14 protein-coding genes and 1 pseudogene are annotated in these 13928 nt (G+C 35.6%); all 15 read right to left on the bottom strand.

What is annotated here, in order from left to right:
• Window position 1 precedes the first annotated feature (1 nt).
• Complete coding sequence (locus O3599_RS04265) at window positions 2–2359, bottom strand: VirB4-like conjugal transfer ATPase, CD1110 family (protein WP_192855355.1); 2358 nt, start codon at window positions 2357–2359, stop codon at window positions 2–4.
• Window positions 2310–2669 (bottom strand): PrgI family protein, encoded by a 360-nt coding sequence (locus O3599_RS04260; protein ID WP_001097589.1) that lies wholly within the window; start codon window positions 2667–2669, stop codon window positions 2310–2312. The genes O3599_RS04265 and O3599_RS04260 overlap by 50 nt, the downstream gene beginning before the upstream one ends.
• A gap of 53 nt (window positions 2670–2722) precedes the next feature.
• The gene (locus O3599_RS04255; RefSeq protein WP_001054256.1) at window positions 2723–3577 is read right to left on the bottom strand and encodes a conjugal transfer protein TrbL; all 855 of its coding nucleotides are present in this window, start codon (window positions 3575–3577) and stop codon (window positions 2723–2725) included.
• Between the two features lie 16 nt (window positions 3578–3593).
• Entirely contained in the window at window positions 3594–3836 is a 243-nt protein-coding gene (locus O3599_RS04250) for a hypothetical protein (RefSeq protein ID WP_000627865.1), read from the bottom strand.
• A 20-nt stretch (window positions 3837–3856) separates the two neighbouring features.
• Window positions 3857–5734 (bottom strand): VirD4-like conjugal transfer protein, CD1115 family, encoded by a 1878-nt coding sequence (locus O3599_RS04245; protein WP_371512124.1) that lies wholly within the window; start codon window positions 5732–5734, stop codon window positions 3857–3859.
• The gene (locus tag O3599_RS04240; RefSeq protein ID WP_371512095.1) at window positions 5734–6222 is read right to left on the bottom strand and encodes a hypothetical protein; all 489 of its coding nucleotides are present in this window, start codon (window positions 6220–6222) and stop codon (window positions 5734–5736) included. The genes O3599_RS04245 and O3599_RS04240 overlap by 1 nt, the downstream gene beginning before the upstream one ends.
• The gene (locus tag O3599_RS04235) at window positions 6212–6511 is read right to left on the bottom strand and encodes a hypothetical protein (RefSeq protein ID WP_000869753.1); all 300 of its coding nucleotides are present in this window, start codon (window positions 6509–6511) and stop codon (window positions 6212–6214) included. The genes O3599_RS04240 and O3599_RS04235 overlap by 11 nt, the downstream gene beginning before the upstream one ends.
• Window positions 6512–7106: 595 nt before the next feature.
• Window positions 7107–7505: pseudogene (locus O3599_RS04230) on the bottom strand (ATP-binding cassette domain-containing protein); the annotation flags it as partial.
• A 90-nt stretch (window positions 7506–7595) separates the two neighbouring features.
• Window positions 7596–8207, bottom strand: a complete 612-nt coding sequence (locus O3599_RS04225; protein ID WP_101776872.1) for a V-type ATP synthase subunit D — start codon at window positions 8205–8207, stop codon at window positions 7596–7598.
• A gap of 22 nt (window positions 8208–8229) precedes the next feature.
• Window positions 8230–9615, bottom strand: coding sequence for a V-type ATP synthase subunit B (locus O3599_RS04220; protein WP_153226719.1), 1386 nt, complete (start codon window positions 9613–9615; stop codon window positions 8230–8232).
• Window positions 9616–11391, bottom strand: coding sequence for a V-type ATP synthase subunit A (locus tag O3599_RS04215; protein ID WP_371512092.1), 1776 nt, complete (start codon window positions 11389–11391; stop codon window positions 9616–9618).
• A 62-nt stretch (window positions 11392–11453) separates the two neighbouring features.
• Window positions 11454–11774 carry a V-type ATP synthase subunit F gene (locus O3599_RS04210; RefSeq protein WP_125448103.1) on the bottom strand — a complete coding sequence of 107 codons (321 nt, stop codon included), beginning with the start codon at window positions 11772–11774 and terminating at the stop codon, window positions 11454–11456.
• Complete coding sequence (locus O3599_RS04205) at window positions 11764–12771, bottom strand: V-type ATPase subunit (protein WP_125448102.1); 1008 nt, start codon at window positions 12769–12771, stop codon at window positions 11764–11766. Before O3599_RS04205 ends, O3599_RS04210 begins: the two co-directional genes overlap by 11 nt.
• Before the next feature lie 64 nt (window positions 12772–12835).
• Entirely contained in the window at window positions 12836–13417 is a 582-nt protein-coding gene (locus O3599_RS04200; RefSeq protein WP_049500018.1) for a hypothetical protein, read from the bottom strand.
• 33 nt (window positions 13418–13450) lie between these two features.
• Window positions 13451–13927, bottom strand: coding sequence for a V-type ATP synthase subunit K (locus tag O3599_RS04195; protein WP_000400484.1), 477 nt, complete (start codon window positions 13925–13927; stop codon window positions 13451–13453).
• Window position 13928: the final 1 nt, after the last annotated feature.

The following is a 13928-nucleotide window of genomic DNA, read 5'->3' as shown; positions in this document are numbered from 1 at the left end:
CTTAATTAGAAGCCATTTTATCAGGATCCGTACTCATAATATCAAACAATTGAGTACCTTGAGGAATCTTATTTTTGAAGGGAACAACAACTGAACCTGCTTTTATCAGTCCTGCTCCTTTTTCTGGATTGACTAGGTATTTTTCAAGTTCTTTTGACAAACCTAAGAGTTGAACCAGTTCTTCTCGGTCATTTTTTGCTTGCTTGAGGAGAATCATAAATTCACTATTTGCAATAATCCGCCTACCGTTTGGATCTAACAATAAGGTTTCGACATTTTGAGTTATTCCAGTCGGACTGGCTCCATATTTTCTGACACGACTCCACAATTTAAAGAAGAAATCACTGGCATATTTATCTAGTAAGAGAAGCTGCATTTCATCAAAGTAGATCCAGGTCTTCTTCCCTAATTTTTGGTTCCGAACAACACGATTCCATATCTGATCAAAAACAACCATAAGAGCGATTTGTTTCAGCTCATCTCCTAACTTTTTAACATTATAGATTAAGAAATTAGATCCTGTCTGAATATTGGTCTTATGAGAAAAAATATCAAGAGAACCTTCGACATACAGTTCCATATCAAGTGCCAAGTTCTGCGCTTCTTCTTCTGGTTGTTGACTCAAGACAAAGACCCATTCTTCCAAAGAAGGCTCTTTAAATGACTGATAGGTGAGTCTGGTAACTCGGTCGATAATCGATTTTTCTCTTCCATCCATTTTTCTATCCAATAACTTGCCGATAAAGGATAAAAGAAATTCTGATTTTACCTTTACAGGATCTTCATCCATATTTTCTTCAGACAAGTCAAGGACATTGAGATAGGTTTGGGAATCAGGCGCAATATCAATCATTTCTCCCCCAAAAGCCCGGCCAATGACACTATATTCTGCTTCTGGATCCACGATGATAATTTCTGTATTTTCACCAGATTCCTTGATTTTGGTCGTGATAATTTCATGCTTGGTTGCCATCCCTTTTCCAGCTCCAGATGTTCCTAAAATCAGACCAGATGGTGTATTTAATAGGCTTCGATCAATGGTAATAATATTACTTGAGATTTGATTGATACCGTAATATTTTCCACTACGGTCTTGTAAGTCTACTGAAGTCCATGGAGAGTTCACTGCTACATTGGACGTTAATAAACTCCGTGATACTCCCTCTAAAAAATCACAACCAAATGGCAGCAAACTATTAAAGGCTGCTTCTTGCATATATGGAAGTTTATCAATCATTAGGTCATTTGAGCCGGCCACTTGTTGAATCGTGTCTAGAGCTTGTTTAAGTTCTTCTTCATCCTGACCAAAAACACCAATCAAAAAGACTGTTTGAAATAGTTTATCTCCTGTCTCTGTCATGGTTTTTAAGAGTTCTTCAGCTTCATCGATATTGCTTTCTAATACATGACCTACTTTTTCCAAATAGATACCTGTACGAGCTAGTTTTTGTTGTTCCCCAATCTTTTGGGATTCCATTAAGGTCTTCTTTGTTCGTAGTTTCTTCATGGCATCTGCCTTGGTAGAACTTTGAGCATGAAGGCTCACTATCAATTCCAAATCTCCTTGCATTAGGTCTCGGATAAACTGATCACCTAATTCCATGCCATAGTCTCTCACATAGACAATCTGTAATAAGCGGTCATTGATTTGTAGGTAATTCTTGTTTTTGAAATCTAAGAGATTAGGCGCTATGAAGTGACGAGTTGTCTGACCAGATCTCGTTAAATCACGGTAAGAAAAAGGAAGATGGTGTTCTCCTCTAAGCATATCTGCCAACAAGTTCACCCGTTCTTCTCCAGCTAAGGATTCAAATCGAGCATCAATTTCTGAGAAACCACTCTTGAAATATTCTCCAATTTGAGACAAGGAACGATAGGCTTGTTTGGGATTAGTATCCTTTCTTCCAAAGCTAATCAGTTTCACAGCTGAAAAGTTATTTTCCCCACTGTCTAAATTTTGATTCATCATCCGATTCAATTCTTGACGATAGCTATCATACCCATCTTCTTTTTCCTCATACAAAACACTTTGTCTGAATTTTTCTAAATTCAATCTTTTATTAAAGATAGTCAATTGGAAGTTGGTTTGGTCATCTAGGGAGTTAATCAAATCAGAATACTTCTCAATGATTGCGCCCTTATCTTCTAAACCAACGGTCTGGTAATTGACATCACCAAGTAAATAACTTTGTGAGAAATAATCTTCTTTTACCTGCATCAGACCATTTTGATACAGGGCTTGATAGGAAAGAGTATTAGCCGTTGATGGTAACACTTCCTCTTTTTTTCCTTTAACTACTTCTTTCTGATTAGTCATTGAAGTTTTTTGTTTCTTTAATGTATTTGATTTTCTTTTCATGTTCAGGTCCTTTCTTTCCTGTAATTGTGCGTAGGGGAACCGTTAATTCAAAATGAAGACGGTATTTCAAATAATGTTCAAAATATAAATCATTGGGTTTATAGACTCCAAAAAGCATGAGGGGGATGGTAAAAGCAAACACAAAACCGTAAACAAACCAATCTCCAAATTGCCAGAAAAAGAGATTCAAGCCCAAAACAATAATTGTGACAATAAAGGCTGGTAAAACAAAGATGATTTGCCTTGTAGTGAAGCCTAACCAAGCCCTGTGTTGGTATTTTGAAATGTCTTTAAAGACACGTGTATTCATGACTTTCCTTTCTAAAAAGGCTAAGAAGCAATCACTTCCTAGCCTTTATCTAATTACATACCTAAAATTGAGCGAGCCGTACGTTGAGAACCAACGAGGGCAATAATCAGTAAGATAGCTTGTATTAAACTACCAAACATAATCGCAAGTGATTGCAGGACTCCTGCACCATTTGAAACAGCTATTTTCCCAGCAGATTCAAACAAAGGAACAAGAGAAACAATCAGAAAAATGAGAACCCCTTGTACCGCATAGACCATAATATTTTTTAAATAGCCAATACCAATAGACTTCCATTCATCACTTAAAAATGTTGGAATCGTAAGAGGGGCAAATGGGATCATAAGGTAGAGTTGAATAAATCGAATAGATACCAAAAGATTGACCATGGCTGCACTTACTATCCGAACTAGCCAGATAAGGAGGGCGAAAAAGCCCACAATCATACGGCCAATAAATCCTGACCCTTTTAATCCAGAGATGGTATCATACTTTGCCCCACCGTGAGCCACAATCGAGGCCACTTGTTCAATGGCATGACTCGCAATCCCGATAATGGCTTCTACAATCACGGTAGTGTTGGTAATTACAACTGCAACCATAATATAACTAATCAACATCGGCGCCAATGCTTCAAAGGTCATCGCTCCTCCTGAGTTAGCAATTTTCTTTGCCATCTTCGAAAATTCTAAGATGAGAACAACTGATAAAATCGCAACTCCAAGAGGTTGCATGACACTTTTAGTAATACTAGACATATAAGTCCAAACAGTTGGATTATAGCTAGATAGTGATTTAATCAGATCTACAGTAGATTGTAAATCTACATTAAATCCTTCAAATAAATTTTCAGCTGATATTTTTTCAGATGCAAGGTAAACAAAGGGTGAGACTAAACTAAGATTCATGTCATTGTTTATCCTCCTAAATTGAAATTTGAGTTACAAAGGCTCCAGCAGCCCCTACCATAACACCACCGACAATTTCAAGAATGGCATTCCGAACACCTGGTCCACCATCTTTAATGTTGGTTGCAAGATTGACAATCCCCACAACAACGAGAAAGGCACCAACCGCAATCAATCCCTTCTGCAACAAAGACATAGCTTGTGCAAACATAGCACTTGCGTCTACTCCATAAACAAAACCTTTAAAATGCGTAATCATCTATTTCCTCTTTTCTATTTTTATTTTAAACTAGATTCAAAAGTTAAATCACGAATTCTAAGGCCGTCAAGATGATTTTCTTGTCTTTGATTCAAAGGATTGATCTGATAGTTCCACCACCGTTCATCGCTTTCTTGATTGGCTAGGTACTTCCAGTTTGGATGCTTAGTAGAATTGTATTTTTTGCTTTTAAAGACAGGCATATTGGCAATTCGAACAAGGCATTCATGCCGTTTCATATTTCCGACCTCGTCGGGTGTCATTAAATCACGAGCAATCTTTTGATGAGAAAGGGATCCTGAACCTGTCTGGCCAAAGGAACGACTAGTATTTCGAACATCAATGGTTTGTTTACCGAGTAGCCCACTCATAAATTTAAAGGTATCTTCATCATTACCACCTAAGTAGACTAAACTATCACAGTTCCCAAGAATGGTTTTCCAAGCTTCTTTTTCTTTATAGAGCCCTTGAAGTTGGGCAATATTTTGTAGAATAGGAACGAGACTCATATTTCGAGAACGGACTGTTGAGGTTTGTTCAGCAAAATCTGGGATTTCTCCGATATTTGCGAACTCATCTAAGTAAACTCTCACATGAAGAGGCAATTGACCCTTAAAATCAATATCTGCTTGTCTTGTTAGGGTTTGAAAGACGGTTGAAAAAAAGAGGGCTGAAAGAAAGCGAAAGGTACTATCGTTATCTGGGATAACTAAGTAAACCATTGATTTTTCCTTCCCCCATGTCTTCATATCAAGGGTATCTCTTTTGGTCAAATCCATGACACTTTGAATATTGAAAAGGGCAAATTTAGCAGTGGTTACAGCTATAACAGAATCCAGAGTCTTATCCTTATAATTTTGAAAATCTGCCCAATTTCGCATGGTAAAATTTTCAGTCCCATACTTTTTAGCATAATTTTCAAATAGAATTTCTAAGACACTTTTTTCTTGGTTTTCACCCTTGGATAAGTGTTTAATGAGTTTTGAGATTTCAGCAAAACTTGGATAACGCCCTCGTTTTTTTCGCTCTTCCACTTCTTTTTTTTGACGTTTCAACAAGTTTTGATATTCCTTTTGACTTAAACGACTTTCTTCTATGAGCTGTTCTCTTGTTTTAGGTGGGTTATAGAAATCGACCAAGTAGGAGGCTAAAGCTCGAACCAAAGTCATAGAAGCTTCATCCCAAAATGGATCACTTCGGGAGCCAGAGCCTTTGGTGTTATTAAAATAAACCGTCAGCATGCGATTCAAATCATTTTCTGTCTCTATATAGCGAAAAGGATTGAAGCCATCTGAGTTCTTCATATTGACTAAATCTAACACCTTTACTTGGTAGCCATGTTCTAAAAAGAGTTTGCCTGTTTTCTCGGCCAAGTGATCTTTAGGATCCACGACAATATTTGAACTATTCATCTGAATCAGATTGGGTTTCACAAAGCGAAATGTCTTCCCACTTCCTGAACCTCCGATCACCGCAATATTCTTATTTCTATCATATTGGGGTGGTTTTTTATCTAATAATGTCAAACGAACATCTTGTGATAAAATCGTATCATGAGAAAATTCCTTACCGTAAAAGTGCTTCTTTTCTTTTAGAGTTCCAAAACGGGCGCTCCCGTATTCTACCCCTTCTCGGTATTGTTTTTTACCGGTCTCTAGATAGAGATACACCAGTAACATCATTACAAAACCTAATAGAAAAAAAGCACTTGATTTTCCAGTAAAAGAAAGGTTCCATGGTGACTGAAGAACTTCATCTTGACCTTCCATCAGAAGATGAGTCCATTTATCTAAGGTATTTCCTGTATAGGAATCATACAAAAGCGTCAAACGATGAAAAAGATAGCCTAGTAAGATACCTAACAGTGAGAATAGTAGGAATTTCTTTCCACTGTACATCATCTCACCATCTCTTTCTGTTTGACGGCCCCTTCTTGTCTAAAGGTAATTTGGGATTTAACTTCATCAATTGCGTCGTCTAATGACTTATCCATGGTAAAATCAACTAATTTCTCCGGATCATTAACCATTTTTTCTAACAGATGGTCTAAATGATTGTCTAGAATCGAACGGTCTTTCGTGTAGAAATGCAGAGAATCCCCTTGCCAAGCAATGGCTAAAGGAATCTCTTCTTTTTCTAAAAAAGCTTTAAATTTCTCTATATCAATTGGTTTGTCTAAAAAATCTTTTTTCAGATTAATCGTATCAATCGAATAAGGAGATTGTAGCAATTCTTCTAATTTCTGTACCCCTATCTTATAGGCGGAATCCTGTGCTAAAGCCTGACGTCTAGACCATTCTAGAATTTTTAAAAGACTTTTTACAGTAAATAAAAGACTACGCTCTGCATATTGAACTGCCATTCGTTCCTGTTGTTCAGAGGACATCTGATGCCTCCTTCTTAACAAATAGCAGCTTTCCTTCTTTATAACGATAAGCTATCAATTTCTGACGTTGCTTAATCGACTTAACAACCTGCAGTAGATCTCTCGAATAAGGTTCTCGAAGAGTAACTTCTACTGCTTTCCCATCAAAGATACCAACACGTTTAAATTCAATGTAGTCTTTTTTGAGATGTCCTAAGCCCATACCAAAAGGAAAGTGATGAATCAATTGGATGGTACAACCACCTTTATTTCCCATTTGTTTCAAATCATACAAGTTTACTACCTTCATGATTAACTCCTTTATCTAGTTTGTCGCATCGTTTAAGTCTGGTAACGATAAACTCCGTGTCTGTTAGAAAATTCTCACACACGTCTTGTGCCAGTTGCCCTTCACAGGGAAATACTCTCAGTCCCTACTTACACAGGCACGCTAATCAAGACGGAGTGGATTCAATTTTCAAAGAACAGGTAGCTTTATTATAGATAAGAGTAGTTGAAATTTTTATCACATTTTTGAGGTTGTTGGAATAATAAGGTAAGTGCTAATTTCTAGCTCTTCTCAAAACACCGTACGTACCTTCTATGTTTTATGAACAGTAGCTATCATTTACATTTTCAAACTACCATTCTATCAAACTAAAAGTCAAAATATACGCCTCTACTTCGAGAGATACTTATTTAATGGTTCAGCAATTCGCTCTACTTCCGTTACATAAATTTCATCACTATGACTTCTAATGATTTGTTATTAATTCACTTTGAGGGACTTGCTCATGAAACCAAACAGCGTAAGTCGTAAAAGAAAAAAGCAGTACAAGATTGAACTGCTTTTACGGATTCAGATAAAATAACTTTAAAATATAGAAGATATCTATTGACTGTAACTATAATTGATTTAAATTTATAACTTCATCTGCTTGATTCCAAATATCGGGATTATGAGTTGCAATGATGATTAGACGATTTTCATTTTTCATATCTAATAATAATTTCATAATTCCTTGTGAAGTCGTAGGGTCGAGCGATGCAGTCAACTCATCCGCAAGTATTAATGGTGGATTTTTAAGAATGATTTTCGCTAAAGCAACACGTTGTGCTTCACCGCCAGACAATTCATATATCTTTTGTTCCAGATGAATATGAGTTAGACCAACTCTTGCTAATACATCTTTTTTTAATTTATCTTTTTCTTTATAATTACATTTACGATTTATTAATCCTAAATCTAGATTAGTAGAAACATCTTCATTATCTAACAAACCAAAATTTTGAAAAAGATATCCTGATACTGTCAATAAAAAAAGCTTAGAAAGGCTAAAAGCCTTATCCAAGCTGATATTTTGTTCATCTAATTAATAATCTAATTAAAGGATCTACTTCACTTTCATAATACGAACTAAATTGGCTCTTTCTGCCTCCTCTAGTTTCAATTCTATATAATGAATAGTTTCCGACAAGTTTGGAATAATCGAGTATTCTAAACCATTTACACGTCTACGTGTTTTTTCTATTTCATCAGCCATTAACTGACACGTTTTTTCAACTTCTGCCAGTCTTAGTAATTTATCAATTAAACTATTCATTGTAGCAAATACATCATCCATTTCACTATTAGAAGATAAATAGCTGTATTCACTGTTCTCATTTTGAGAAGTAATATTCATATGCATTCTAGGAACTGTTACACTCATGATATTTTCTTTCTCAACAAATAGTTCAATTTCTTTCGATGGAATTGAAAATAATTCCTCCACCATTTGAGAACTCTTTAATGATTTAGCAACTGCAAAGGATTTTAGATTATCAATTAGATAACTTTCTACTTCTTTCCGAAGTTGATTATTCTCACGAATCAAAGAAATAAATCGCCTCATCAATTCATCTCTTTTATCCTTTAATAACTTATGTCCACGTTCAGCTGTTTTCAAACGTTCCTTTAAGTTATTCAATTCCATACGAGTTGGTTTTACATTCAAACGTACCATAGATAATCACTCCATTTCTGGATTAAACTTCTACCAAAGGTAAGTATTTATCAAGCAAATCATCTTTGATACGTTTTAACTCTGTTCTAGGAAGAATTGATAGTAATTCCCACCCAAGATTCAACGTATCTTCTATATTTCGGTTTTTATAAAATCCTTGATTTATGTACTCTTCTTCAAAACGCTTTGTAAACCTCACATACAATTTATCTACATCAGATAAAGCCGATTCTCCTAATACTACTGCTAACTCTTCAACCTTTTTCCCTTGGGCATAGGCTGCAAACAGTTGATTCATAGTTGGAGCATGATCTCCACGAGTTTTACCTTCTCCAGATCCCTTATCTTTTAATCGAGAGAGAGAAGGTAAAACATTGATTGGTGGACGATAACCTTGATTATACAACTCATGCGACAAAATAATTTGCCCTTCAGTAATGTATCCAGTTAAATCAGGAATTGGATGTGTTATATCATCTTCTGGCATTGTTAAAATAGGAATCTGTGTCACCGAACCTTTTTTACCAACTAAGCGACCAGCCCTTTCGTATAGAGTTGATAAATTTGTATATAAATATCCCGGATAGCCTCGTCTCCCTGGAACTTCACGGCGAGCTGCCGAGACTTCACGTAACGCTTCACAATAGTTAGTCATATCCGTCATGATAACTAGAACGTGCATATCTTTTTCAAAAGCTAGATACTCTGCCGCAGTTAAAGCAATGCGGGGAGTTGCAATACGCTCAATTGCAGGATCATTTGCCAAGTTCATAAATAAAACCGAACGATCGATCGCTCCTGTTTTTCTGAGTTCTTCCATAAAAAACTCAGCTTCTTCAAAAGTAATACCCATTGCTGCAAATACAACCGCAAAATTTTCATCAGAATTTAAAACAGTCGCTTGTCTTGCTATCTGAGCAGCTAATTCATTATGAGGTAAGCCCGAACCTGAAAATACTGGTAATTTTTGACCACGTACAAGAGTATTCAAATGATCAATAGAGGAGATCCCTGTCTGAATAAATTCATCTGGATAATCTCTAGATACAGGATTAATAGCTTGACCATCAATATCTAAATATTTCTCTGGAATTAAATCTGGTCCACCATCAATTGGTTGTCCCATCCCATTAAAAATACGACCAACCATATCCTCAGATACAGCCAATTCTAATGCATGACCAGCAAAACGAATTTTAGACTTTTCTAAATTTATTCCACTAGATCCTTCAAAAAGCTGAACCATTGCTTTATCTTCGTGGATCTCTAAAACTTGTCCACGACGAATTTCTCCATTATGAAGTTGAATTTCAACTAACTCATTGTAAGACACATTATTTACTTGTTCAACAATCATAAGAGGCCCAACAACTTCACTGGCAGTTCTGTATTCTTTTATAACACTCATTTATAGACCTCCTGTTTCTAATATCAAATGAATTTGATGTGTAATCTCATTTGATATAATTTTGATTTCATCTAATCTATCTTCTGAAACATATTTACTTCTCGCCATACGGTCTCGAACTGCCACGGTACCTTCCATAATCTCTGTAAAGTAAGAACCTAACTCTAAAGCATGATTTGCCTGATCAGCAAAAGTTAGGATATTACTTAGCATTGCTTCTTGTTTTGCAAACGAAGTGAATGTATCTACCGAATCAAAAGCGTTCTGTTGCAAATAATCTTCTCGAATTTGTTTAGCAATTTCCATCGTTAGTCGTTCATTATCAGACAGAGAATCAATTCCAACAAGACGAACAATTTCCTCTAAACTAGATTCCCGTTGTAAGTAGTTCATCGCACGAGTTATTTTACTATTCCAATCTGTATTCTCTTTACCATCTATATAAGTGCCCACACTGTCTTTATATAGTGAATAAGATGTAAGCCAGTTAATTGCAGGAAAATGACGTCGCTGTGCCAACAGAGCATCAAGCCCCCAAAACACTTTCACAATCCGTAAAGTGTTTTGAGTAACTGGTTCTGAAATATCTCCACCAGGTGGCGATACAGCTCCAATAGCAGTAATCGTTCCTTCACGTTCTGGAAGCCCTAGAACCTGAGAACGTCCTGCTCTTTCATAATATTCAGCGATACGACTTCCCAGATAAGCAGGATAACCCTCATCACCAGGCATTTCTTCTAGACGTCCTGACATTTCACGTAGCGCTTCTGCCCAACGTGAAGTTGAATCAGCCATAATGGCGACAGAGTAGCCCATATCACGAAAATACTCAGCCATGGTAATTCCTGTATAAATTGAAGCCTCACGAGCAGCAACAGGCATATTTGAAGTATTAGCAATCAGAACTGTCCGTTGCATAATTGATTGTCCGGTATTAGGGTCAATCAACTCAGGAAACTCATTCAGTACATCCGTCATTTCATTTCCACGTTCTCCACAACCGACATAAATAACAATATCAACATTGGCAAATTTAGCTACTTGGTGTTGTACAACTGTCTTTCCTGCTCCAAACGGTCCAGGAACTGCTGCAGCTCCCCCTTTGGTTACTGGAAAGAATGTATCAATAACTCGTTGACCTGTGATTAATGGTTCTTCTGGAATTAAACGTTTAGAAACAGGACGCGCCTTGCGGACAGGCCATTTTTGCATAAGCGTTCCTTTATAGAAACTACCGTCCAATTTTTTTATTTCATATACAACTTCATCAATTGTAAAATCGCCAGATGCAATAGAAACGACTTCTCCAGATACTCCATAAGGAACCATAATTTTATGATTAACTACCTCGGTTTCCTTGACAGTTCCAAGAATATCACCCGTACTCACTTTTTGACCAATTGCTATAGTGGAATCAAAATGCCACTTAATATCTCTATCCAAACTTGGAACTTCTACCCCACGAACTAGAAAATCATTATGAGTAGCCAATTTAAATCGATCTAATGGGCGTTGTATGCCATCAAACATTTGAGAAATCAATCCTGGCCCTAATTCAACCGAGAGAGGTTCTCCAGTTGTAACAACTGGTTCTCCCGGACCAAGACCAGATGTTTCTTCATAGACTTGGATAGATGCCTGATCTCTTCTCATTTCAATAATTTCACCGATTAACCCTAGCTTACCTACACGGCAAATATCTTGAATATTAGCCTCATGCATACCTGATGCAATAACTAGAGGTCCCGATACTTTTATAATCTTCCCTTGAGTCAAAGTTATTCTCCTTACTAAGTCCAAAAATTATAGAATAATATTACAGACAATTTTGTACATTATTATAAAATATTGTGTCCTACTGCTTTCTCTACATTATCCTCTATACGTTTTAATCCTAAATTTAAACTTTGTTTATGAGTCGGTAATAAAATAATAGCAGGCACAACTTGAGAATCATAATGGCGAATTGTATCTAATATCATTGAAGCAATGTCTTCAGTGATATAAATGACACCATAATCAGATTGAACTAATTTTCTTAGAGTATTTATAGCTTCTTGTTCTTGATAGGCAGGAAATATATCAAACCCAATCATGCTAAAGGGTAAAATAATATCATGGCTACCAATTATGCCAATTTTATACTTATTAGCTTCCATAATGCGGGCGTATCCTTTCTTTTATTGATTCAAAAGGAATTGTATTTTGAAGAGCTGATATGATCATTCTAAGATTCTTTACTTCAAACTCACATCCCAATAAATATCTAGCAAGAACTAACGGCCCATCTACATTATACCTTCCTTGATCTAAAGTTTTATACAATAGTAAATCACATAAAAATTCTAACTCAGAAGATGAAATTGTTGCGTCCTGCATCTTCAATTCGTAAGTTGAAAAGATTGAATCTAAGCTTGGATTTATTTTATTGAACCACACAAATATTTCTTGATTTTCTACAATGTATATAAATTCTTTAGCAGAAATACTTCCTTCATCTGAAAGTAATTGTAAAATATCCCCATGACTCTTATTTTGAGATAAACCACGTTTTACAGTAATAATATTATAAAAGTCAATCATTGCAACAATAACCTGAGACAGCACCTCATCTAACTCATTAGATAAAAGTTTCAGATGTTTAAAATATGCTAGATCAGCTCCGACATCAAGTACACGAATATTATTAAAAGTTTCATACTCATTCCAAATTGATTCTACTTCATGAACCATAAAATCAGGAAGTGTATCTGAATGTAAGGAAGAAACTAAATGTTTTAAACTTTCTATATCAAAAATCCCTATTGGAATTAATAATTTAGAAAAATCTTTCTTAATTGCCGCCTTAGATTTTAATAAAACTTTGATATTATGATAAACATATCGTAAAGCAAATAAAGTCACAATTTTATCAGACGGACTTTCAGCATATGCCCATCTATAATCATTGACTAATTTTGTCATTAGCGAAATCTCTGTCTGACTAGGATTCTCTAAAACGTCAATCGATAAATGATAGGGAGTTGCTTCTAAGATAAATGCCAATGTCTCCGTATCTTTGGATTGTATAATTTTTTGAAATTTTTCTTCTGTAATAAAATCGTTTTCTTTTACCGAAATCGTCGTATTTATTTTTGAAAAAAGATTAGTATCCATAAAATACCTTTCTAATTTTATTGGAATACTCCAAATTTCTAAGAAGGATTAACCAATTTCATCCTTAATTGATAAAAATTTGATTTGCGATACTTGAACTTTCTTCCTTAGAAATCGATCCAATTAATGTTTTATACAAATAGTTATCATCAATTTTACCTATTGAAATAAGTAAGCCTGATTCATTTGAGATAGGCTGTTCACTAAATAAATGATTTGGAAAAGAGAATTTCAATTTCTCTAATTGTTCCAAATTGAATTTAGCTAAAGTCCGCTCCCCAAAAGTTACTATGACCTCTTGTTGTGAATATCGTTCCAGAATTCGATAGATGAACTCCATTTCTTTATCTGCACTCCAAGATTCCATTTCTATTAAAGCAGATTGAAAAAGTTCTTTTAATATTTTCTGTTTTGATACTAACGTTGATTGGCGTTCCTTATTTTTTAATTGTTGAAAAATTATTTGATATTTCTGTTGTAATTCTTTTAACTTTCGTTCATGTTCAGCTTCTTTTTTCTTTACAATGACCGACTTTTGCATTTCAAATTCATCATCAATCTTCTTTTTGGAATCCAATAATTTCATACGCCCTTTTTCATGAGCTTGTTCAATAACAGACTCTCGTAAGTTTTCTAAATTGCTCATTTAGACACCTCCTTTGAATAGCAAATTAATTTCTTATACACGAAGGGTCAAAATGAATGATACGACAAAGGCAAGAATTGCATAGGTTTCTACCATGGCAGCCAAAATTGCTCCCTTCATGAATTCTTTTGGTCTTTTAGCCAAGATTTGCATTCCCGCTACTGCTACATTTCCTTGATGCTTAGCCGAAAAGTATCCTACAATAGCAATTGGAAGAGCTACAAAGAAATAAGCAACTCCTTTTTCCAAAGGAAGTTCTGGAGTTAATTGCAACCAAATCAAAATTCCAATAACAAAACCATATAATCCTTGTGTTCCGGGCAGTAGTTGCAATATCAAAGCTGAGGCAAATTTTTCTGGCTGTTCTTTCAGTAAAGCTGCGGCAGATTGCCCAGCCTTACCAACTCCATAAGCAGACCCCATACCGCTTAATCCTACCGCTAATACAATTCCCAATGCAGCGAAGAAAGCTCCTCCATAGGTTGAAAAATAAGTTGCTAAATGTTCCATT

The sequence above is a fragment of the Streptococcus sp. 27098_8_103 genome (assembly GCF_041432345.1).
In the GTDB taxonomy this organism is placed as follows: Bacteria; Bacillota; Bacilli; order Lactobacillales; family Streptococcaceae; genus Streptococcus; species Streptococcus mitis_BV.
The sequence above is the reverse complement of the archived record's forward strand: the minus strand, read 5'-3'. Positions and strand labels throughout refer to the sequence as shown.